Below are 21,482 nucleotides of genomic sequence, written 5' to 3'. Positions count from 1 at the left end.
CAGAAGCGTCGTGTGCGGTGGCGCGCGGGGGATCGTGTGCGGTGTCGTCCGAGGCCCGCGACATCAGGGGTGAACCGTCAACTCGGCCCAGACGAACTTTCCTTCGCTCCGCGTGGAGCGTGCCGATCCCCAGCTGTCCGCGAGTTGCTGAACGAGGAGCAGGCCCCGCCCGCTCTCCTCGCCCGGACCCGCGTGGTGCCCGGGAAGGCGGACCGGAGTGCCGCCGTCGTCGTGGAGTTCGATGCGCAGGCGCCGTTCGTCGCCGGTCAGTATGAGACCGCACAGGATCTGACCGCCGCCGGCGTGGAGCACCGCGTTCGTGGTCAGCTCGGAGGCCAGCAGCACCGCGTCGCAGCAGGTGTCACCGGGCAGCTCCCAGGCACGGAGCCGGTCGCGCACGGTGTCGCGGGCGGATCTCGCACTCGTGCGCAGCGCGGGCAGGCCGAACCAGTGCTCCCGGCACGGCGCCGGCCCGGCCGGGGCGGGGAGCGGGGTGGAAGTTGCGGTCGAAGTCACTGATGTCGCCTTCCAGTACCTGCCGGTGGGACGGGTACGGCGAGGGGGTGCGGGCGGTGAGAGACGTATGCCGAGACGGGCGCCCGGCGGCGGGGTGCCGCCGACGGCGTCGGCATCACGCGTCCCATCGGGGACCGGATTCTGCGCAGTAACTGTGACTTGACCGCTCACGCAACCACTATGCGGGTGACAGGTCACCTGCTGCAACCGACTCCCTGATAATTTCAGCAGCGCGGTTATCACCTTGGCATCTACATCAAGTCGGTGCCAGAATGGTTGCGTTGAAGGACCATCAGGAGGTTGCGCGTGAGCGATGCCCGTTCCGGCACCAGCGCACCGACAGTCCTTCGTATGATCCTCGGCCGCCGGCTGCAGGAAATGCGGATCGCTGCCGGTGCCTCGCTGGAGGACGCGGCAAAGGCTCTGCGTGTGACGTCTCTGACGATCCGTCGGCTGGAGAAGGCCGAGGTGGCGCTGAAGCCTCTCTACGTCGAGAAGCTGCTGGAGACCTTCGGCGCGGAACGCCAGGAGATCGACGAGTTCGTCGACCTGGCCGAGCAGGCCAACAAGCCCGGCTGGTGGCATTCCTATCGCGATGCCGTCCCCAGCTGGTTCACCGCCTATGTCAGCCTGGAGACCGGCGCCAAGACCCTGCGCACGTACGAGCCCCAGTACGTCACAGGTCTTCTGCAGACACCCGACTACGCACACGCCGTGCTGCGCGGCGGGATACCGAACGGCAGCGAGGAGGAGCTCACCCGCCGCGTGGAGCTGCGGCTGCGCCGCCAGAGCCTGCTGGAGAGGGAAGACGCACCCACGTTGTGGGTGGTCATGGAGGAAGCCGTTCTGCACCGGGTGGTGGGCGGCCCCGAGGTGATGCGAGAGCAGCTGGAGCGGCTTCTGGACATCTCCGAGCTCGCGCACGTGAGCCTCGACATCGTGCCCTTCACAGCGGGAGCGCACATCGGAGCGTGCGCCCCCTTCACGTATTTCCGGTTCGAGGAACCCGAGTTGCCGGACATCGTCTACAGCGAACTGCTGTCCGCCGCCGTCTATCTCGACCAGCGCGCGGACGTGGTCTCCCATCTGGAGGCACACACCCGGATGGCGCTGCAGACGTCGTCCGAGGACAGCAGGGCGCTCCTGAACCGCATGCGCAAGGAGTACTCATGACGATCACCGACGGGACCATCTACAACGGCATGCCGGCCAGCGACCTCGGGGAGCAGGGCTGGGAACGCCCCTGGAGCGGGCCGAACGGCGGTCAGTGCGTCGAGACGAAACAGCTCGCCGACGGCCGGGTGGCCGTCCGGCAGTCGACCGACCCGGCCGGTCCGGCACTGATATACGCGCCGGAGGAGATCGCCGCGTTCGTCCGAGGGGTCAAGGAAGGGCTGGCCGACCACCTGGCCGCCGGATGACCCGGCGGTGCGCGGGAGTGGCAGAGCCACCGGTCCCGCACCCGGTTTCCGGGCCGACAGAGATACCGATGAAAGGGAGAACATGACCGCCAGGCAGTCCGGCCGGAGTCTCGACACGAGCAGGCCGCACTCGGCCCGGATGTACGACTACTTCCTCGGCGGCAAGGACCACTTCGAGGTCGACAGGGAAGCGGCCCTGGTCGCGGCAGAGGCGCACCCCGGTCTCTATGTGACCGCTCGCGAGAACCGGGCGTTCATGCAGCGGGCCACGCGTGTCCTGGCGCAGGAGCACGGCATCCGCCAGTGGCTCGACATCGGCACGGGCATCCCGACCGAGCCCAACCTGCACCAGGTCGCCCAGTCCGTGGTGCCGGCGGCCCGTGTCGTGTACGCCGACAACGACCCCCTCGTCCTGAAGTACGCCGAACGCCTCATGCGCAGTACGACGCAGGGACGCACGGCCTATGTCGAGGCCGACGCCACCGACCCCGATGCCCTGATGGACGCCGTGATGGACTCGGACGTCCTGGACTTCGACCAGCCCATCGCCCTCTCCCTCAACGCCCTGATGCACTTCATCACCGATCCGCACGACCCGTACAGCATCGTCCGCCGGCTGCTCGACCCGCTCCCGGCAGGCAGTGCGCTGGCCATGAACCACTGCACGCCCGACTTCGACCCCGACACCTGGAACCGGGTCGCTGAGGCCTACACCAACGCGGGAACTCCGGTGAACTTCCGTTCGCACGGCGACGTCGCCCGCTTCTTCGACGGACTGGACCTCATCGCCCCCGGCATCTGCTGCTGCCACCGCTGGCGGGCCGCCGGACCCGTCCCGGGTGAGCCGGAGATCGCGGACGCCGAGATCAGCCTGCTGGCGGGCGTCGGGATCAAGCGTTAGCCGTTCCGGCCGTTTTGGGCACCGGCCGCAACGGGCGGTGCCGATCGGCGTTCACCCGTGGAGCCGGCGGTCTCCCGGGCTGCCGTACATGAAGCGCTGGCCGGCGGCGATCTCCTCGCCGACCACTGCCCAGACGGTCTCGTCGTCCTGGAAGGGGAGCGGGTCCACGCTGCTCGTCTCCTGACGGATGCGCTCGATCTCCCGCTCCAGGCGCTCGAAGCCTGCTTCCTCGCCGTCGGCGTCGGCATCGGCGTCGGCATCGGCATCGGCATCAAAGGCGAACTCATCGAGCACGCACTGGAGTCGGAGGGTGACCTGAATGAGCGAGGAGACGTCCGTGTGGAGTGCGCACACGGTCTCCCCGTCGGCGTCGATCGCGTACACCATGCCCGAACCGGGGTCGAGTGCCAGGTGGGCGTTGAGCCACCCGACGACGGGCCATGCGCCCGCGCCCTCCGATGCGCCCTCGCAGTCCTCGACCTCGACGACGTCCCGGACGAGGGGCAGCAGGCCCGAATCCTCGTCGGGTTCACGCAGCGACAGCGTCCCGCCGGGGATGCCGACCGACATCAGGAGACGGGCGCCCTCGGTGTCCACCGCGGAGAGCGGGAAAGCGGCGGCGGGCAGAGTTTCCAGCCGGTCCTCGCCGAAGACGGCTGCGACTTCGCTGCGGGTGACGTCGAAAAGCACTCTCTGATTCTCCGGGCTAAGGGCTGTCCCGCAATACCTGGTGGATCAGCGCGCGGCGTCAGATGCGGTGCATCGCAAGGCGGAGGGGCGCCCGCATACTGGATGTATTCGGGCGTTCCGACAACGCAGCGAGGTGCCGTAGCTGTCGTCGTGCGCCCGCCAGGTATTGCGGGACAGCCCTTGGGCGGCTGCACGTACCTCGTGGGACGCCCAGGGGAAGGCACGGCCACCGCGGCAGCGCCCGCTCGCTCCGATTATCCACTGACGCGGAAATCAGGAACTCGCGCGGCGCTGCCGCATGACGGTACGCGGGAGCACCCCGGACGCGGGTCCGGCGACGTTCGGAGGCATACCCGGCCACGCGGTGGGCCGGGCCCCGGCCGGAGGGCCCGGGTCAGCGCAGTCCGGCGAAGAGATCCGTCTCGGGTACGGGTGCGCCGGTGGTGTCCCTGACACGTACGAAGGTCTCCGTGCCCATGAACTCGCCGAATCTCTCCTTGCCCATCCTGAGGAAGAAGATGTTCTCGCCCTGACTGGCGTGCGCGGCCAGCGCGTCGAACTTCTGACCGCTGAACGCGGTGGCGTCCACCCACGCGGTGATCTCGTCGTCGGGGAGGCCGATCTCGGCCATCGCGGCGGCCTCGGCGGGATCCGGCTCGGGCATGTCCTCGCCGAACTCGCGCATGGTCTCCCCGAAGCGCCGCATCATCGAGCGCGGCATCGTCGTCCAGTACACCTTCGGTGTCAGCCCGGTCATCTCCAGCGCCGCCATGGTGATGCGGTTGGCCTGGATGTGGTCGGGGTGGCCGTAGAAGCCGTTCTCGTCGTAGGTGACGACCACATCGGGCCGGTAGTGCCGCATGAGTTCCGCGAGCCGGGCGGCGCCTTCCTCCACGGGAGTCCGCCAGAAGGACCCGGGGGCGTCGTTGCCCGGCCAGCCCATCATCCCGGAGTCGGCATAGTCCAGCATCTCCAGATCGCTGATCTTCAGGACCTCACAGCTCGCCTCGAGCTCCTGACGGCGCATCAGGGCGACGGCCGCCGGATCGTGCCCGGGGTCGCCCGGCTTGACGCCTCCCGGTCCGTCACCGCAACCGCCGTCGGTACACGTCACAAGAACAGTGCGGATTCCTTCCGCCGCGTACCGAGCGAGCACTCCGCCGGTTCCGGTGGCCTCGTCGTCGGGGTGGGCGTGCACTGCCATGAGTGTCAACGGCCGGTCAGTCATGAAAGGGTCCTCCTGCAAAAAATACGTCGTGGTCCGGGAGCCCGGCAGGCGTGCCGCGCTCCCGGGGCCGGATCCTGGGGAGGGGACGGACGTGCGGCCTCCGCGTTCCCCCCGCCCGCGCGGTACCGGTCCCCCGGTCGGTGCAACAGCGAGGGATGGACCAGCTGTTCCCGGCGCGGCCGATCGGCGACCCGCCGGTCCCGGCCGCTTGGTGCGGGGCCACCTGCGGGGCACCGACGGCCCCCGCACCGGCAGCCCCCGCCCAGGCATCCCCGCTCGGAGCTCACAGTGGATCAAGGCCGGAGAGTCCGGAGCACGGACGCGGACTCACATGGCCGGGCGGGCGTGCACGCTGACCGCGTAGCCGGCGCCCCGGTCGTACGGATCGCCGCTCCAGGTGGCACAGCGCTGCCGCAAGGTCAGTCCGGCCCGCGCACACCACTGGTCGAACTCCTCAAGGGTCACCGTCGCCTCGGGCAGCGGCAGGTGTGCCGCGTCCAGGCCCATGCCTGTGATCAGCAGGCCACCGGGGCGGAGTACGGCGGCCAACTGGCGGACGACAGCCTGTTCCGTGCCGGAGGCCAGCAGAGGAATGACGTTTCCGGCAGCGAGGGCGAGGTCGTAGCCCGGCTCCAGGCCGAGGGCGTCCAGGTGGGTCAGGTCGCCGAGGATCCACTCCTGCTCGGGTGCCTCGCGGCGGGCGACGGCGAGCATCGAGGAGTCCACGTCCACGCCGGTGCAGTGGTATCCCAGCTCCGCCAGCCGGATCGCGATCCGGCCGGTGCCGCATCCGGCGTCGAGCACGCGGGCGGCGGGCTCCAGCAACGCGGCGCAGAACGCGGCCTCGCCGTGTACGTCGTGGCCCGATTCGGCGAGCCGCGCGAAGCGCTGAGCGTACTCCTCCCCAGCTTCTCCTCCGGTCAGTTCCGCCCAGCGGTCGCGTTGCCCAGTCATGTTCCGCACGCCTTCCGGTCGGCCTCGCCCTGAGGGGCGAAACGATGCCATCGCAGATGGTGCCCCCGTGGGCGCAAACCTCGCAAACCGCTCCACGGATACGCCCGGCGGAACCGCCCCGGACCCGACCCGGACCCGCCTCCGGAGCAGTCGGCGGATTCGGTCCGGGCGGTGGCGGTCCGGGCGGGGTGCGGTGCGGCCGGGGTGCGGTGCGGCTGGGCCGGGTTCGGCGCGGTCAGGGCGCCCCCGTGCCGTGACCGAGTGCCCGGACGGCTGCGAGTGACCGGACAGCTCCGGGTCCGGGTCAGGGTGTCGCAGCGGAGACGACGTACACGACGGGCGACGCCGGATCGGTCATGTCGACAGTGATGTCCTGCGTGGGCCGGGGGTCCTTGTTGGTGTGCGTGGTGCCCGCCCACGCGACACCGTCGCCGAAGTACCAGCCCGCGATCTTCGTGTCGCGCTCACCGACGGTGACCCGGCCGGCCTCCAGCGCGGCGCGCCCCGTGCCCACCTGGGTGAGGAACCGGTCGAGGCCGTTGGACGTCGTGCGGAACTGCGCGTACATCCGGCTGGCCTTCCAGTTGTTGGTCTCGTAGTACTGGACCTCCACGGCGTCCTTGGGGATCGGCACCTCGAAGATCCGGCGGAGCATGCGCGAAGGCCAGCCTTCGCGGAGTCCCTGCGCCGCCGCCTCGGCGGCCTTGTCCTGGCCGGAGCGCCGGCTCTGCCCGGCGGAGATCAGCAGATAGCCGGCCGGGAAGCCGATGAGCAGCACGATGATGGTCGCCGTGATCAGGCGCCGGCGGATGGTACGGCGCCGCTCCTCGGGCGCCGGATCCTCGTCGGGCGGCGGGGACTGGCGCGGCACGACGGGGTGCTCGGCTGCGGTCATGGGTGTGGGGATCCCTAGGAAGTGCGGGTGTTGCGCGTGTTACGGATGGTGCTGGCGGCCTGGTCGTAGATCTGGGCGTACCGCTCGTACCGCTCCACGCGCCGGCGGTTGGTACGCCGGAAGCGGCGGGCCACCAGCCTGGCGAGGTCGGCCGCGCCGACCATACCTGCCTCGGGCCCGAGCTGCGCCTTCGCGATGCGGGCCTCGGGGCGGTAGCCGCGGCCGGTGAGGTGCCGTTTGAAGGCGTCCCTGGCCGGTCCGATCAGCAGGTCGTCGGCAGCGCTGACACCGCCTCCGATGACGAAGCAGGAGGGGTCGAGGGCGGCTGCCAGGTTGGCGATGCCGACGCCGAGCCACTGGCCGATGTCCTGGAGGAGCTCGATGCACATCGCATCGCCCTCGCGGGCGAGTTCGGTGATGAGCGGCCCGGTGATGTCGGGGATGTTGCCCTTGACCCGCTCGATGATGCCGTGGGCCACCGGGGAGTCCGCCGCGGCCAGTTCCCTGGCCTCCCGGACGAGGGCGTTCCCGGAGCTGTACTGCTCCCAGCAGCCCCGGTTGCCGCACGGGCAGCGGTGACCGCCTGGCACCACCTGCATGTGGCCGAACTCACCGGCGACGCCGTACTTGCCGCGCTTGACCTGACCGTCCTCCAGGATCGCGCCACCGATGCCGGTACCGAGCGTGATCATGACGAGGTGGTCCTCGCCGCGGCCGGCGCCGAAGCGCCATTCGGCCCAGGCGGCGGTGTTGGCATCGTTGTCCACCATGACCGGGACCACGAGCCGGGAGGCGAGGGCGTCGCGCAGGGGCTCGTCGCGCCAGGCCAGGTGCGGGGCGAACAGGACCTTGGAGCGGTCGGCGTCCACCCAGCCGGCCGCCCCGATGCCCACCGCGTGCACATCGTGTCGGTCCGAGAGGTCCAGCACCAGCTCGACGATGGTGTCCTCGACGACCTTGGGGCTCTTGGACTTGTCGGGCGTCTCGGTGCGCAGGGTCTCCAGGATGTTGCCGTCGGCGTCGACGACGCCGGCCATCACCTTGGTCCCGCCGATGTCGATCCCGACCGTGGGCACCCGCGGCGCGGTAAGGTGCGAGCGCCGCTCCCTGGTGCCGACTGTCCGCAGGACGGTGGCGCGGGCGGAGCCGCGGTGGGTGAAGTCGCGGTACGTGCTCATCGTCCCTGCGGGGTCTGGGGGGCCGGTGTGTCGTGCTTCCGGCGGCGGACGGCGCCCGCCGGAGTCGATTCTGCCACTGCCGGACGGGGTGCGTGCCGCAACCGGTCTGCCGCCCGGCGCCCGGCGGGCCCGGATGCCGGGCCCGCCGGGCGGGCGGGACCAGGTGTGGAGACGGTCACGCGGCGGGGTCGTCCCCGCCCGGACGACGGGCGGGCGGGCCGGGGGCGCGCTCCAGCTCGTGGCTGAGTTCGTCCAGCTCGCTGCCGCCCGCCATCTGGCGGGTCAGCTCGTCCAGCGTGACGCCGTCCTTCGTGTGGCTGCCTGCCATGGCGCCCCGCTTGAGCAGCACGAAGCGGTCTCCGACGAGGTACGCGTGGTGCGGGTTGTGCGTGATGAGGACCACGCCGAGTCCTGCGTCCCGGGCGGCCGCGACGTACTTGAGCACCACCCCGGACTGCTTCACCCCGAGCGCGGCGGTCGGCTCGTCCAGGACGAGGACCTTGGCGCCGAAGTGGACGGCCCGCGCGATGGCGACGCACTGGCGCTCGCCGCCGGACAGGGTGCCGATGGGCTGGTCGACATCGCGCAGGTCGATACCCATCCGCAGCAGCGCGGAACGGGTCGTCTCCCGCATCAGCCGGACATCGAGGCGCTTGAAGGGCCCCTTGCCGGTCGTCGGCTCGGAGCCGAGGAAGAAGTTGCGCCAGACCGGCATCAGCGGGACGACGGCGAGGTCCTGGTAGACCGTGGCGATGCCCCGGTCCAGGGCATCGCGCGGATTGGCGAGCGTGGTCTCCTCGCCGTCGATCAGGAAGCTTCCGGCGTCGTGCCGGTGCAGCCCCGCGATGATCTTGATCAGGGTGGACTTCCCGGCCCCGTTGTCACCGAGGACGCAGGAGATCTCTCCCGCGTGGACCTCCAGAGAGACGTCCTGGAGGGCCTTGATGTTGCCGTAGTACTTGCTGACGTGGTCCAGCTCGACCAGCGCCCGCCGGTCGGTGTCCGCCGGCCCGCTCGATTCCCTGGGGGCCGTCATTTCGTCGCCTCCGCGCGCTTGCGTACCCATGCGTTGAGCAGGGTGGCCAGGAGCAGCATGGCTCCGAGGAAGAACTTGAACCAGTCCGGGTTCCACTCCGCGTAGACGATCCCCTTGCTGGTCATGCCGAAGATGAAGGCACCGACCGCCGAGCCGATCGCGGAGCCGTAGCCGCCGGTGATCAGACAGCCGCCGATGACGGCGGCGATGATGTAGATCAGTTCGTTGCCGACGCCCTCACCGGACTGCACCACGTCGTAGCTGAACAGCAGGTGCTGTCCGGAGACCCAGGCGGCGAAGGCCACCCCGAGGTAGAGACCGATCCTGGTCCGGATCACCGGGACACCGACCGCGCGGGCCGCGTCGGCCCCGCCGCCGACGGCGAAGATCCAGTTGCCGAAGCGGGTGCGGAGCAGGATCCAGGTGGCGACGGCGACGAGGACGGCCCACCACAGGATGGTCACCTTCAGCTCGACACCGCCGACCGTCCAGTACGAGGCGAAGAGCTTGCGGGCCGATTCGAAGCCTTCCATGTTGCCGATGGTCTTCGTCGAGACGGTGCCGCTGATGAGCTTGGTGAACCCCAGATTGAGGCCCGTCAGCATCAGGAACGTACCGAGCGTGATGATGAAGCTCGGAAGTTTCGTACGCGTCAGCATGAAGCCGTTGAACGCGCCGATGGCGAGCGTGACCAGCAGGGACACGAAGACGCCGACCCAGACGTTGGCCGTCATCTGGTAGCTGAACATCGACGAGATCAGCGCGGAACTGGTGACCATCACACCCGCGGAGAGGTCGAACTCCCCGCCGATCATCAGGAGCGCCACCGGCGCCGCCATGATCCCGATGGTGGAGGCCGCGTACAGCACCGTGCCGAAGCTGGTGGCGCGCAGGAAGCTGTCGGCGACGATCGCGAAGAAGAGGAAGACCGCCAGTGCGCCGACGACCGAGCCGAGCTCGGGGCGGCCGAGCAGTTTACGGAGCGGTGAGGTACGCACCAGCCGCTCGTCCACCACGGCGGATGAGGTACCGGGCCCCGCGGTCATCGGGTTCCCCGGTCCGCGTACTCGGCCAGCTGGGCGGCGTCGTCGGAGGTGATGATCTGCGGGCCGGTCAGGACCGGGCGTCCGCCGCCGAGCACGTTGCGGTTGTAGCGGTAGAGCCAGAGCAGGTCGACGGCCTCGTACCCCTGGAGGTAGGGCTGCTGGTCGACGGCGAAGCCGAGGGTCTTGGCCTGGAGCTCGGCCGCGACCTTGGCGTTCAGGTCGAAGGTGTCGATCTCGGCCTTGCTGCCCGCTGTCTTCTTCGCCTTGACGGCGGCGTCCGCGAACGGCGCACCGAGGGTGACGACCGCGTCGATGTCCTTGTCCGCCTGGAGCTTCGCCTCGATGGAGGCCTGGACGTCCGGCATGTTGGTGCCCTCGACGTACAGGTTGAGCATCTGGCCGTCGAAGGTCTTCTTCGCCCCGGCGCAGCGCTGCTCGTGACCGACGTTGCCCTGCTCGTGCAGGATGCACAGGGCCTTCTTGCGGCCGCGCGCGTTGAGCTCGTCGCCGACGGCCTCGCCCGCGATCGACTCGTCCTGGCCGATGTGGGTGAGCGCGCCGTACTGCTTGGACTCGGCGGAGCCCGAGTTCACCGTGATCACCGGGATGCCGGCCTTGGTGGCCTTCGCGACGACGTCCTTCATGGCGTCGGGCTTGGCGAGCGTGACGATCAGCCCGTCGACCTTCTTGTCGATGGCCGCCTGGACGAGCTGGGCCTGCTGCTGCGCCTCGTCGTTGTGCGAGTACAGGAAGTTGATGTTGTCCTTCTTGGCCGCCATGTCGGCGCCCTTCTGGACGATGTCCCAGAAGGTGTCACCGTCGCCCGAGTGGGTGACCATGGCGAAGGTCCAGCGGGGTGTGTTCACCGCGGACCGGCCCTCGGCCGCGGCCTGCGCCGCACGCTCCTCCGCCCGCTTGCCGCCGGTGCTGCTGCATCCCATGAGGGAGGCCCCGAGCACCGCCGCAAGCACGGCGCCCATCGCACGTACCCCTGTCCGAACCCTTGCCACGACGCCGTGCCCTTCTTGTGCTGCTCGCTGTGCTGCTGGTGGAGCCGGGGCCATACGGTCCCGGCCCGGCTGGGCAAGTATCCCCGAGCCCGTGCCGCCGTCGCCCGGAGGGGCGCGGCGCGTGTGTCGGACCGGGGCGTGTACGGCGGCGGGGCGGCCGGGTGCGGCCGTCGTCACCGTACGGGTAGCCGGGAAGCCTGTGACACCGTACGAGAGCCGGGGCCCCGTGTCACCGTACGAGGAGCTGGAAATCGAGGGCGTAGCGCGAGGCCCGCCGGCGGGGGGATCCGGATCAAGCCATCCGCGCTGTGGGGTCGAAGGTGACGCGTTCCGTTGTGAGCAGGGGCGGTGCCCTCGCTCCCGCCGAGGAGCCTGCCTCTTCGGTGGCAGATTCCGGCATGCCGAGTGTGACTCGCACATCCGCATCCCCGATGGCCCTGTCGTCCTGTTGCCGCCCTGTTGTTGTACTGAATGGTGTCCTGTTGGCCGGAGAGCACCGCCCCCGTCACCTTCCCGCGTTCACCACTGAAATGGATCGATTTGTCAGGACATATAGTTGACATCATCCCAGGTGGGCGGCACGTTGGGTCCATGCGCATCGGACTCCTGGGCACCGGCCGGATCGGTTCCTTCCACGCGGGCGTCCTCGCCCGCCATCCCTCGGTGGAGGCGCTGGTGGTGGCGGACCCCGACCCGGCCCGCGCGGCCGGCGTCGCCCGCCGGACCGGTGCGCGCGCGGTGGCCACGGCGTCGGAGGTGTTCGACGCCGGTGTGGACGCCGTGGTGATCGCCTCCGCCACGTCCGCCCACGCCGAGCTGATCGGCCGGGCCGCCCAGGCCGGGGTACCCGCTTTCTGCGAGAAACCCGTCGCCCTGGATCTCGCGGGCACACTCGGGGCGCTCCGCGCGGCGGAGCGCGCGCACAGCGTTCTCCAGCTCGGTTTCATGCGCCGGTTCGACGCCGGGTACACGGCGGCACGCGCCGCGGTGCGAGGCGGAGCGCTCGGCCCGCTGCACACCGTACGGACGGTGACGTCCGATCCGGCGCCGCCCCCCGCCGCGTATCTGCCGCTCTCGGGCGGGCTGTTCCGCGACTGCATGGTCCATGACTTCGACATGGTGCGCTGGGTGACGGGCCGTGAGGTGGTGCGGGTGTACGCCACCGGGTCGGACGCCGGGCCCGCGATGTTCCGGGCGGCCGGCGACGTGGACACGGCAGCCGCGCTGCTGACGCTCGACGACGGCGTCCTGGTCACCGCGACGTCGACGCGCCGCAACGGAGCCGGGTACGACGTGCGGATGGAACTCGCGGGCGACCTCGACCAGCTCGCGGTCGGCGTCGACGACCGCACACCGCTCACCTCCGCCGAACCGCGGGGTCCCGCCGCCCCGGCCAGGCCCTGGCGCGGGTTCCTGGAACGCTTCGCCGCAGCGTACGAGGCGGAACTGGGCGCCTTCGTCCGCCTGGTGCGCGGCGAGGCGGCCAATCCGTGTGACGGCCGGGAGGCATTGCACGCGCTGCGGGTCGCGGAGGCCTGCGAGGTCTCGCGCCGCGAGCGGCGCCCGGTGGAGCTGGCGGAGATCCCGTCCGCCTGACCCGGGCGCCCCTCCCGCCGTTCGCCACGAGCTCGTCGCCGGCCGGTGTCACCGTGCCGCCGGAGTCGGCCGCTTCGGCGGTCGAGCGGAGCTCCTTCAGGACGTGGTGGCGCTCAGGACGGTGCCCTGGGCGACCGCGCAGAGCGTCTCGCGTCCGTCCTGGTCCACGACGGACAGGTCACAGCGCGCGACGGCCTGCCGACGGCCGGTGTGGACGACCTCCGCGCGCGCGACGAGCGTGGCGCCGATGGCGGGCCGGAGGTACTGGATGGAGAAACCTCCGGTCAGCACCGCCGGGCCGAGCGTCGTCCCGGCAGCGAAGGTGAGGGCGTTGTCGGCGGCGTAGGCGACGACGCCGCCGTGCAGGAATCCGTTCTGCTGGCGCAGATCCTCGCGGCTGTCGATCTCCAGCGTGGCCGCGCCGTCGCCGAAGGCGGTGATCCGTGTGCCGACGAGGGCGCTGAACGGCTGGCTGTCGAGCACCTTCTGTGCCATCGGAAGGTCGATTCCGGTCATGGCGGGATCCTTTCTGTCTCACCGGCGAGTCGGTCGCGAAGGGCGGATCGGGCACGAACGGCGAGTCGGTGGCGAAGGCCGGGTCTGTTGAGGTGGAGTACGGCGAGTCTGCGTGAACAGCGCATCCCTGTCGACCAGTCGGCCCCCTTCACCGACGCACCGGACGCCGGCGTCCTCGCCGGTCCGATGCGTTCAGGACGGACCGGTGCCGCCGCCGTCGTCGTCGAGGAGTCCCGCGTCATGGACCAGCAGCGCGATCTGGACCCGGTTGTTGAAGTCGAACTTGGCGAGAATGCGTGAGACCTGGGTCTTCACCGTGGCCACGCTCAGATAGAGGGCGGCGCCGATCTCCGCGTTGGAACGGCCGCGCCCCACGGCGACCGCCACCTCGCGCTCCCGGTCGGCCAGGAGGGCGATGCGCTGCCGGGCCCGTTCGGCGCGGCCCACCCGGTCCTCGTGGCCGGAGCCCGCGGCGCGGGCCATCAACTGGCGGGTGACCGCGGGCGACAGAACGGGGTCGCCCGCCGCCACCCGGCGCACCGAGTCCACGATCTGCGCGGGCGGGGTGTCCTTGAGGACGAAGCCGGCGGCTCCGGCGCGGATGGCGCGGAGCACCTGCTCGTCGGCGTGGAACGTCGTCAGGACGACGATCTCGGGTGCGTCCGGGCGGCCGCGCAGCGCCTCGGTGGCGGTCAGCCCGTCCATGACCGGCATCCGGATGTCCATCAGGACGACGTCCGGCCTGAGCCGGTCGACGAGTTCGGCCACCTCGCTGCCGTCGGCCCCCTCCCCCACGATGTCGATGTCGTCGGCGCCGCCGAGCATGAGGGTGAGCCCCGCCCGTACGAGCGGGTCGTCGTCGACGATGAGCAGCCGGACGGGCCGGGGCGGGGAGGTGGGAGCCGGGATGGTCATGAGGACCACGGTAGCCAGGCCCGCACCCCGAACCCACCGTCCGGTTCCGGTCCGTGGTCGAGGCGGCCTCCCGCGAGGGTGGCCCGCTCGGTCAGGCCGATGAGGCCCTGGCCGGATCCCGGTACGCGCTCGAAGGGTTCGGCGGGGGCCGGATTGCGCACCTCGACGGTGATCCCCCGGCCGGGTCCGCCGGTGACCGTGACGGTGACCTCGGTGCCGGGCGCGTGTTTACGGGCGTTGGTCAGGCCCTCCTGGGCGATGCGGTAGACCGTACGGCCGGTGGCGGCGGGGGCGGCGTCCGGGTCGGCGATCCGGTTGTCGAGCGTGACCTTCATGTCGGCCTGCCGGGATTCGGCGACGAGGGTGTCGAGCGTGGCGAGGGTGGGCTGCGGCCGGTCGCCGTCGCTGTCGCCGGGGCCGCGCAGGACGCCGATGATCTCGCGGAGGTCCTGGAGCGCCTCGTGCGCGCTGTCCCGGATGACTCCGGCGGCGCGGGCGACTTCGGCCGGGGGCGCGTCGGGACGGAATTCGAGGGCGCCCGCGTGGACGCTGAGCAGGGTCAGCCGGTGGGCGAGGACGTCATGCATCTCGCGGGCGATGTCCTCGCGGGCCAGCCGCTGCGCCCGCTCGGCACGGAGTCCGGCTTCGGTCTCGGCCCGCCGGGCGCGCTCGTGCAGGGTGACGACGAGCTGGCGCCGGGACCGTACGACCATGCCCCAGCTGAGCACGAGCAGGACGAGCAGCAGCCCGATGACGGTGGACGCCATGAACGAGGTGGACGGGTCGGGGCGCAGATACGGCTGTACGGGGGTGACCAGCAGCGCCCCCGCACCGACGAGGGCCACCGGGCGGAACGGACGGTGGACCGCCAGGCTGAACAGCGCGACCAGCAGGGCTCCCGCCGCGACGGGCTCCACGGTGGACAGCAGGGTCAGGACCACGGCGAGGCCGACGGGCCACCGGCGCCGCACCCACAGGGCGCAGCAGGCCAGGGCGCCGATCAGCGAGTCGGCAATGACCACGCCGTCGGGGGTGCTCCCGTCGGCTTCGATCGTGGCGAGGGTCGCCATCCCGATGCCCGCCGCGCAGAGGAAGGCCACGATGTCGACGGCCCAGTCCCGGACGGTGCGGCGCGACCGGCCGCCCCGGTCCCCGGGCAGTTCGGGGTCGGCCATCGCCGAGGGCAGCAGCCAGGGGTATTCGGTACGCGTCATATCGGCAAAGCTACGCAGCGGCGAGGCGGCTTCCGCGCGTTCCGGGCCGCACAGCGACCAAAGTCGCGGAAGAGGAGACTTTCGGACCGGCCGCGCAGACGACCGGCCGACGCGGTGCCGGAGCACGGCCGGCCAGGCTCCTCTCATGAAGAAACTCTGCGAGACGGTCGGCTTCCTGGTCTTCCTCCAAGGCGCCGCCGGGCTGCTCCACGAATGGTTCGACTGGTTCAGGTTCTTCAGCGTGGTGCGGCGGCTGCCGTTCATCCGCGACCACTCGTTGTTCGCCTCCCTCGTGCTGGTGGTGACGGGGGTCGCCCTCATGATCGCGTCGGACTCGATCAAGAAGGAGGGGGCGACGGGGCGGGGAGCGAGGCTCTCAAGAAGTGACGGGGCCCGCGTTGCGGCGCCCCCACGCCGTACCGGCCAGCACGAGCACCGCGCCCGCGACCCCGAGGGCGCCGAGGCGTTCACCGCCGATCGCGATGCCGACGGCGGCGGCCCAGAGCGGTTCCGTGCCGAGCAGCAGGCTGACCCGGGACGGTGAGGTGCGGCGTACGGACCACATCTGGACGAAGAACGCGAAGAGCGTGCAGAAGACCGACAGGAACAGCAGCCCGCCCCACTCCCGGGCACCGAACCCGGCGGCGACCGACCAGGGTGACTCCCCCGTGCCGGGGGCGGCGGACAGCAGGGCGAAGACGGCTACGGCGCTGCCCAGTTGGACCGTCGTCAGCGACAGCGAGTCCGCCGACCCGACCGACTTGATACGTGCCATCAGGAGCACGTGGAGGGTGCGGGCGAGGGCGGCGGCCAGCATCAGCAGATCGCCCGCCGACGGGCTGGTGAAGCCGCCGCCCTGGGTCAGGAGCACCACTCCGGCGACGGAGAGTCCGGCAGCGGAGAGGAAGGCCCCAGTCGGCCGGGTCCGCGTCACGACGGCCTCCGCGAGCGGGGTGAAGATCATGGTGAGGCTGATGATGAGCCCGGCGTTGGTCGCCGAGGTGTGCACGACGCCGTACGTCTCCACCAGGAAGATCCCGCTGAGCACCAGGCCGAGCAGTCCCGCGCCCCGCCACTGCGCGGCGCTCAGCGCCCGCAGCCGGGACCATCCGGCGATCACCAGGACGGGCAGCACGACGGCGAACCGCAGCACGAGGACCGCGATGACGGTCTGTGCCGTGGTAATGCCCTTGGCCGCCAGATAGCTGGAGCCCCACACCACGGCGACGAGCAGGACGGGCAGATCGGTCAGCCACGCACGGCGTGGCGGGGCGAGGACGGGCACGGCGACGGAGGACACCCGGATCTCCTGGTTCTCCACAGGCTGATGTGGAGACCTCACTGGCTCGCACGCGGAACGATCACGCTACCGGGCCTCCTCCTACAATGGCGAGCCCCGGGACCGGTTCGACGGCAGCCGCCCGCACCTCACGGAGTACGGAGTCGCCGGATGGCCGGAGAACGCCAGGACGGAAGGGTCGAACGGGGCAATCGCACCCGGCAGCTGATCCTCGCCCGGGCGGCCGCGGTCGCGTCGGTCGAGGGCCTCGACGGTCTGTCCCTCGGCCGGCTGGCCACCGACCTCCGGCTGAGCAAGAGCGGCGTGTTCGCCCTTTTCGGCTCCAAGGAGGAGCTCCAGCTGGCGACCGTGCGGACCGCCGTCGCGGTGTACGACGAACATGTCGTGCGGCCGATCCTTGCCACGCCCGCGGGGCTCGGACGGATCCGGCGGATGTGCGAGGCCTGGATCGCGTACTCGCAGGGGCGGGTCTTCCCGGGCGGCTGCTTCTTCTACGCTGCCATCGCCGAGTTCGATGCCCGCGACGGCGCGGTGCACGACGCGATCGCGGCCGCGCAGGCGGGCTGGGTCGCCTTCGTGGAGCGGCGGATCGAGGAGGCACGGGCGCTGGGCGAGATCCGCGAGAACTGCGATGTCCCGCAGATCGCCTTCGAGATCATCGCGTTCCTTGAGCTGGCCAACGGTGATTCAGTGCTCCGTGACAGCTCCGAGGGCTACACGAGGGCGACTCGCGCGATCCTGGGATGCCTGCGAGCGGTGGCGGTGGACACCTCGTCGCTGCCCGCCGTGCCGTAGTAGCCGGCACCACCGGCTCCGGCAGAACGTGCGCGGACCGCCAAAAAGAAACAGCACGACCGTTCGTCTAGTTGTACTGTGGCGGGCACCCGGCGCGGACGACTGCGCCGAATCACGGAAGGGGCCACTCGTGCCGCACACCCTCTGGAGCACGGCATGGCAGGACGGCCCGGCCGCCGAGCCACCCGGCCGCGGCAGCGACGTGGTCGTCTCCGTCACCGAATTCGTCACGCACCGCCCCTGGACCACCTTCTCCGTCGGAGCGGCCGGCATGCGGCTGCGCAGGACCTGGCCGCAGACGCCCGGCGCGGTCGGCATGTGGCTGTGGGCGGACCTCGGCCTCCGGATGGACCGCTCGGGATCGATCACGGTCTGGACGACCCGCGAACACCTGCTGGGATTCGTCGCCCGCCCCGACCACCGGCGCATCGTGCACGCGTACCGGGGCCGGGGCACACTGCGCTCCGCCACCTGGCGCACCCCGTTCACCGGCCGCACCGCACTGCGCGAATCCGCCCGGCGTCTGCTCTCCGGCGACGATCCGTGGCCCGCAGCCGGGTTCTGAGCCCACTCGCCCCCTGAGGCACACCTCGCGAAAGGGACCGGATATGGACATCGTGCGGCTCGACCGGACCGCAGTGCTGGAATCGATCCGCGTGGTGGAACACGTGGGCCCCGGTGACTGGGACCGGCCGACCCCCTGCGACCTCTGGACCCTGCGGCTCCTCGTGGAGCACATGGGCACCCAGCACATCGGCTTCGCCGCCGCCGCACGGGGCGAGGGGGCCCGTCCGGCCGTCTGGGAACCCCGGCGGGCCGGGAACGATCCGGTCGGGTGGTACAGCGGGACGGCCCACGCCCTCCTGGACAGCTTCGCCCGACCGGACGTACGGGAAAGGCGGTTCGCACTCCCGGAGATCGACCCGGAGGCCGCGTTCGCCCCGACCACCGCGATCGGGTTCCACTTCATCGACTACGTCGCGCACTCCTGGGACGTCGCGGCGGCACTGGGCATCCCCGTCACGTTCCCACCGGCCGTCGTCGAGGCCGCCCTGCCCATCGCCCTGCGCGTCCCCGGCGGGGCGCGGCGCGAACAGCCGGGTGCGGCCTTCCGGCCGGCCCTGGAGCCCGGCCAGGACATGGGAGCCACCACCGACACGTTCCGGCTCGTGCTGTCGGCGCTCGGCCGCTCGCCGGACTGGAGGCCACCGCTGGGCAGTTGACCGGCCCGCCTCCGGCCCCCGTCCCGCGACGGAGCGGGTGCCCTCCTCCCCCGCCGGTGTCCGGTGCGCCGGAGGACGTTGCCTGTTCCCGCCGGTACGGCGGGCAACGGACAGGAGCCTCCTGGCGATCCACACCGTCGGCCCGAACTGCCGGGCGGCGGCCGGATGTCCCGGAGCACGGCGGCCGCACAGTTCGGCGCCGGTACACCCCGAGCGGGCACGAGGGGCGGTCCGGCCGGGTGAAGTGGCCGAGCTCAGCACGTACTTGGCCAGTGACGGCCGGCGTACACCACCGGTGCGGAAATGGTCGTGGACGGTGGCCACGCGGCCTGAGCGTGGCAGGGTGAGGGCAGCGATTCCGCCTTGAGGAGGCTCACATGTCCGTGCCGGGCAACAAGGACGATCAGCCGCTGTACGAGCGGTTCGGATTCCGTATCGCCCGGCGCGGATACGACCGCGACCAGGTCGAGGCCTACCTCACCCGGCTCCTCGCGGGCGCCCCGCCGACCGGGGTGGTGGCGTTCGATCTGGTGCGGCGCGGCTACGAACGCGGCCGGGTCGACGAGGTCATCGCCGGGCTCCACCGCGAGGCGGGACCGCGCGGACGGTACTGAAACCTAGGCTGGCCCGGCAGCGATCCGTACGGAAGGGACGAGACGACCATGCCCACGACCCCGGCGCACACCCTCAACGACGGCCGCACGATCCCCGCGGTCGGACTCGGCACCTGGCCGCTGGACGACGACGCGGCCGAGGAGGCGGTCGCCGGGGCGCTGGAGCGTGGCTACCGGCTCGTCGACACCGCGCTGAACTACGGCAACGAGACCGGGACGGGGCGCGGCATCGCCCGCAGCGGCGTACCGCGCGAGGAGGTCCTCGTCACCACCAAGGTGCCGGGCCGGCACCACGGGTACGAGAAGACCCTCGCCTCGTTCGAGGAGTCCCGCCGCAATCTCGGCCTGGACTACGTGGACCTGTATCTCATCCACTGGCCGCTGCCACGTGTCGATCTGTACGCCGACACATGGCGGGCGCTCGTCCGGCTGCGCGAAGACGGACTCGTGCGGTCGATCGGGGTCTCCAACTTCACCGCGGACCATCTGGCGCGGCTGGAGGAGGAGACGGGCGTGCTGCCCACCGTCAACCAGATCGAGATGCATCCGAGGCTGCCGCAGGCGGAGCTGCGGGCCGTGCACGCCGCCAAGGGCATCGTCACGGAGAGCTGGAGTCCGCTGGGGCGCGGGCGCGATCTGACGGCCGCCCCGGCGGTCGTCGCCGCCGCCGGGGCGCACGGTGTGACGCCCGGCCAGGCCGTGCTGCGCTGGCACACCCAGCTGGGCGCCGTACCGATCCCGAAGTCGGCCGACCCGGGGCGGCAGCGCGAGAACCTCGATCTGTTCGGGTTCGAGCTGACGCCCGACGAGCTGGCGCGCATCTCGGCCGGGCCGCAGGAGCGGTTCGGCGGGGATCCCGAGGTGCACGAGGAGTTCTGAGCCGGGCGCCGCGCCGTCCTACGAGCGCGGCTGCACCTCCGCCATCCGGGACCAGCCCTCGCCCGGCACCTCGACGTTGATGATCTCGGGCACCTCCGCCACCAGGTCCGCCATCGTGTCCATCGCAGCGGCGAAGTGCGCCGACTGCACATGGGCGGCTCCGGCCTCGGGCGACGCGAACGCCTCCAGCAGCACGAACTGGTCCGGGTTCTCGACGCTGTAGGACCAGTCGAAGAACACGTTGCCGGGCTCCTGCCGGGTGGCGAGGGTGAACTCCTCGACGGCGGGCAGCCAGTTGTCGCGCTCGGCGGTGCGCACGGTGAACTTGACGGCGATGAAGATCATGGCGACTCCTGTGGGGGATGCGAGAACCCGGACAGGGTCCCGCATCCCCACGGTATCGCCCGATTACGGACAGACCTCGGCAGGGGTGCGGCTCAGCCGCCCAGTTCGGCGTGGCGGGCCGCCAGCCGCGCGGCGCCCCGGCCGGTCAGCGAGCCGAACAGGCGCAGCCGCGAGATACCGCCGTCCGGGTAGATGTCGATGCGGACCTCTGCGGCCCGTACGGCTGCCGGCAGGACGAAGCGGTGGTTGGTGTCGGGCTGCAGCCGGGTCCTGGGCAGCACCTCGGCCCAGTCGCCGCCGTCCGCGTCCCGGGCCGAAAGGCACGCCCAGCCGGCCGAGTTGCCCTTCAGGCAAGCGGTGTCGATCTCGACGGCACGGATCTCCGCCTCTTCGACAAGGTGGTAGTGGATCCAGTCGTTGCCCTTGTCGCGTCGGCGCCTGGTCTCCCAGCCGTCGTCCATCTTGCGGGAGCGGCCGGGCTGGATGGTGTTCGTCGCCGGGGAGTAGAAGCGGTCCGACGCGTCCCGCACCCGGCCGCCGTTCTCCAGCGCGACCAGGTCGAAGGTGCCGAGCGCCGTCAGCCAGTCGGGGTCCGGGGCCACTTCGCCGTACACCCGGAGTCTGGCTATGCCGCCGTCGGGATGCTGGTTGACCCGCAGATGGGTGAAGCGCCGCGCCGCGTCGACGGCGAACCCGTTGGCCGCGTGGCCGCCGACTGCCGTACGGGGGACGAGCGTCGTCCACTTCACGTCGGGGGCGAGGAGGTCCTCGGGGGACGGCGAGCCGGGCAGCGAGACGGCTTCGACGGAGACCGCCTGCGGGTAGTTGCCCCGGAAATGGGCGGTGTCGACGACGATGCCGCGGACGACACCGGGTGCGCCGAGACGTACCAGCGCCCAGTCGTGGTCCTCGTCCACCGGGTGGGGCTGCGCGGCGCCCGCGCCGCGGCGGCGCCGGGTCTCCCAGCCGTCCATGATCTTGCCCTTGTGGCCGAAGCGCTCCGGGTCGAAGTGTGCGGGCTCCGGGTTGAGAAGGTTCTCGCGCTCGGCGAAGAACTCGTCGTTGGCGGCGATGACGCCGGCCCCGAGCCGCCGGTCCGCGAGGTCGACGAGGTGGGTGAAGGGGAGCTCGGCGGTGCGGTAGTCGGCGTACGGGTCGCCGCCTCCGTACGGGTTCGCGTCGCCGGTGAAGTGCGCTGTCGCCGTCATGG

The 21,482-nt window shown here is 71.1% G+C and carries 24 protein-coding genes; 9 read left to right on the top strand and 15 right to left on the bottom strand.

The window, feature by feature from the left end; all coding sequences use genetic code 11:
- Positions 1-63: 63 nt before the first annotated feature.
- Positions 64-516 carry an ATP-binding protein gene (locus ACZ4LX_RS02665; RefSeq protein WP_467637504.1) on the bottom strand — a complete coding sequence of 151 codons (453 nt, stop codon included), beginning with the start codon at positions 514-516 and terminating at the stop codon, positions 64-66.
- 306 nt (positions 517-822) lie between these two features.
- On the opposite strand from ACZ4LX_RS02665, the gene ACZ4LX_RS02660 reads away from it, so the two are divergent.
- The 3 genes from ACZ4LX_RS02660 to ACZ4LX_RS02650 all read left to right on the top strand — a co-directional run bounded on the left by ACZ4LX_RS02660 (position 823) and on the right by ACZ4LX_RS02650 (position 2,838).
- On the top strand, positions 823-1,689 hold the full coding sequence (locus ACZ4LX_RS02660) for a helix-turn-helix domain-containing protein (RefSeq protein WP_467637501.1): 867 nt from the start codon (positions 823-825) through the stop codon (positions 1,687-1,689).
- Positions 1,686-1,937 carry a DUF397 domain-containing protein gene (locus ACZ4LX_RS02655; RefSeq protein WP_467637498.1) on the top strand — a complete coding sequence of 84 codons (252 nt, stop codon included), beginning with the start codon at positions 1,686-1,688 and terminating at the stop codon, positions 1,935-1,937. The genes ACZ4LX_RS02660 and ACZ4LX_RS02655 overlap by 4 nt, the downstream gene beginning before the upstream one ends.
- Positions 1,938-2,019: 82 nt before the next feature.
- Positions 2,020-2,838, top strand: coding sequence for an SAM-dependent methyltransferase (locus ACZ4LX_RS02650; RefSeq protein ID WP_467637495.1), 819 nt, complete (start codon positions 2,020-2,022; stop codon positions 2,836-2,838).
- Positions 2,839-2,889: 51 nt separating this feature from the next.
- On the opposite strand, the gene ACZ4LX_RS02645 is transcribed toward ACZ4LX_RS02650, so the two are convergent.
- The 8 genes from ACZ4LX_RS02645 to ACZ4LX_RS02610 all read right to left on the bottom strand — a co-directional run bounded on the left by ACZ4LX_RS02645 (position 2,890) and on the right by ACZ4LX_RS02610 (position 10,875).
- Positions 2,890-3,528 (bottom strand): SUKH-4 family immunity protein, encoded by a 639-nt coding sequence (locus ACZ4LX_RS02645; RefSeq protein ID WP_467637492.1) that lies wholly within the window; start codon positions 3,526-3,528, stop codon positions 2,890-2,892.
- Between the two features lie 394 nt (positions 3,529-3,922).
- Entirely contained in the window at positions 3,923-4,756 is an 834-nt protein-coding gene (locus ACZ4LX_RS02640; protein ID WP_467637489.1) for a PIG-L family deacetylase, read from the bottom strand.
- Between the two features lie 327 nt (positions 4,757-5,083).
- Positions 5,084-5,710 carry a class I SAM-dependent methyltransferase gene (locus tag ACZ4LX_RS02635; RefSeq protein WP_467637486.1) on the bottom strand — a complete coding sequence of 209 codons (627 nt, stop codon included), beginning with the start codon at positions 5,708-5,710 and terminating at the stop codon, positions 5,084-5,086.
- Between the two features lie 304 nt (positions 5,711-6,014).
- Positions 6,015-6,605 (bottom strand): hypothetical protein, encoded by a 591-nt coding sequence (locus ACZ4LX_RS02630; RefSeq protein WP_467637483.1) that lies wholly within the window; start codon positions 6,603-6,605, stop codon positions 6,015-6,017.
- Positions 6,606-6,619: 14 nt separating this feature from the next.
- Positions 6,620-7,783 carry an ROK family glucokinase gene (locus ACZ4LX_RS02625; protein WP_363076083.1) on the bottom strand — a complete coding sequence of 388 codons (1,164 nt, stop codon included), beginning with the start codon at positions 7,781-7,783 and terminating at the stop codon, positions 6,620-6,622.
- Positions 7,784-7,958: 175 nt separating this feature from the next.
- Positions 7,959-8,819 (bottom strand): ATP-binding cassette domain-containing protein, encoded by an 861-nt coding sequence (locus ACZ4LX_RS02620; protein WP_467637480.1) that lies wholly within the window; start codon positions 8,817-8,819, stop codon positions 7,959-7,961.
- Positions 8,816-9,865: an ABC transporter permease gene (locus ACZ4LX_RS02615; RefSeq protein ID WP_467637477.1), complete on the bottom strand. Its 1,050-nt coding sequence runs from the start codon at positions 9,863-9,865 to the stop codon at positions 8,816-8,818. Before ACZ4LX_RS02615 ends, ACZ4LX_RS02620 begins: the two co-directional genes overlap by 4 nt.
- Entirely contained in the window at positions 9,862-10,875 is a 1,014-nt protein-coding gene (locus tag ACZ4LX_RS02610) for a sugar ABC transporter substrate-binding protein (protein WP_467637474.1), read from the bottom strand. Before ACZ4LX_RS02610 ends, ACZ4LX_RS02615 begins: the two co-directional genes overlap by 4 nt.
- A gap of 591 nt (positions 10,876-11,466) precedes the next feature.
- On the opposite strand from ACZ4LX_RS02610, the gene ACZ4LX_RS02605 reads away from it, so the two are divergent.
- Positions 11,467-12,471, top strand: a complete 1,005-nt coding sequence (locus tag ACZ4LX_RS02605) for a Gfo/Idh/MocA family protein (RefSeq protein WP_467637471.1) — start codon at positions 11,467-11,469, stop codon at positions 12,469-12,471.
- Positions 12,472-12,567: 96 nt separating this feature from the next.
- On the opposite strand, the gene ACZ4LX_RS02600 is transcribed toward ACZ4LX_RS02605, so the two are convergent.
- The 4 genes from ACZ4LX_RS02600 to ACZ4LX_RS02585 all read right to left on the bottom strand — a co-directional run bounded on the left by ACZ4LX_RS02600 (position 12,568) and on the right by ACZ4LX_RS02585 (position 16,416).
- Positions 12,568-12,987: a PaaI family thioesterase gene (locus ACZ4LX_RS02600; RefSeq protein ID WP_467637467.1), complete on the bottom strand. Its 420-nt coding sequence runs from the start codon at positions 12,985-12,987 to the stop codon at positions 12,568-12,570.
- Positions 12,988-13,179: 192 nt separating this feature from the next.
- Positions 13,180-13,902 (bottom strand): response regulator transcription factor, encoded by a 723-nt coding sequence (locus ACZ4LX_RS02595; protein ID WP_467637464.1) that lies wholly within the window; start codon positions 13,900-13,902, stop codon positions 13,180-13,182.
- The gene (locus tag ACZ4LX_RS02590) at positions 13,899-15,116 is read right to left on the bottom strand and encodes a sensor histidine kinase (RefSeq protein ID WP_467637460.1); all 1,218 of its coding nucleotides are present in this window, start codon (positions 15,114-15,116) and stop codon (positions 13,899-13,901) included. The genes ACZ4LX_RS02595 and ACZ4LX_RS02590 overlap by 4 nt, the downstream gene beginning before the upstream one ends.
- Positions 15,117-15,492: 376 nt before the next feature.
- Complete coding sequence (locus tag ACZ4LX_RS02585; protein WP_467637455.1) at positions 15,493-16,416, bottom strand: DMT family transporter; 924 nt, start codon at positions 16,414-16,416, stop codon at positions 15,493-15,495.
- Between the two features lie 150 nt (positions 16,417-16,566).
- On the opposite strand from ACZ4LX_RS02585, the gene ACZ4LX_RS02580 reads away from it, so the two are divergent.
- The 5 genes from ACZ4LX_RS02580 (at position 16,567) to ACZ4LX_RS02560 (ending at position 19,927) form a co-directional block, all read left to right on the top strand.
- Complete coding sequence (locus ACZ4LX_RS02580; RefSeq protein ID WP_467637452.1) at positions 16,567-17,211, top strand: TetR/AcrR family transcriptional regulator; 645 nt, start codon at positions 16,567-16,569, stop codon at positions 17,209-17,211.
- Positions 17,212-17,341: 130 nt separating this feature from the next.
- Complete coding sequence (locus ACZ4LX_RS02575; RefSeq protein ID WP_467637449.1) at positions 17,342-17,776, top strand: hypothetical protein; 435 nt, start codon at positions 17,342-17,344, stop codon at positions 17,774-17,776.
- 43 nt (positions 17,777-17,819) lie between these two features.
- Positions 17,820-18,434 (top strand): TIGR03086 family metal-binding protein, encoded by a 615-nt coding sequence (locus ACZ4LX_RS02570; protein WP_467637446.1) that lies wholly within the window; start codon positions 17,820-17,822, stop codon positions 18,432-18,434.
- Positions 18,435-18,811: 377 nt separating this feature from the next.
- A complete protein-coding gene (locus ACZ4LX_RS02565; protein ID WP_467637443.1) occupies positions 18,812-19,048 on the top strand; it encodes a hypothetical protein in 237 nt (78 codons plus the stop codon).
- 48 nt (positions 19,049-19,096) lie between these two features.
- Entirely contained in the window at positions 19,097-19,927 is an 831-nt protein-coding gene (locus ACZ4LX_RS02560; RefSeq protein WP_467637440.1) for an aldo/keto reductase, read from the top strand.
- Positions 19,928-19,945: 18 nt separating this feature from the next.
- Here the strand turns inward: ACZ4LX_RS02560 and ACZ4LX_RS02555 are convergent, their stop codons facing one another.
- Both ACZ4LX_RS02555 and alc read right to left on the bottom strand, forming a co-directional pair.
- Entirely contained in the window at positions 19,946-20,272 is a 327-nt protein-coding gene (locus ACZ4LX_RS02555) for a putative quinol monooxygenase (protein WP_467637437.1), read from the bottom strand.
- 92 nt (positions 20,273-20,364) lie between these two features.
- The gene (gene alc, locus ACZ4LX_RS02550) at positions 20,365-21,480 is read right to left on the bottom strand and encodes an allantoicase (protein ID WP_467637434.1); all 1,116 of its coding nucleotides are present in this window, start codon (positions 21,478-21,480) and stop codon (positions 20,365-20,367) included.
- Positions 21,481-21,482: the final 2 nt, after the last annotated feature.

Source organism: Streptomyces sp. NPDC026062 (assembly GCF_055568375.1).
Note: the sequence above shows the minus strand (reverse complement) of the source record. Positions and strands in the feature narration are given on the sequence as shown.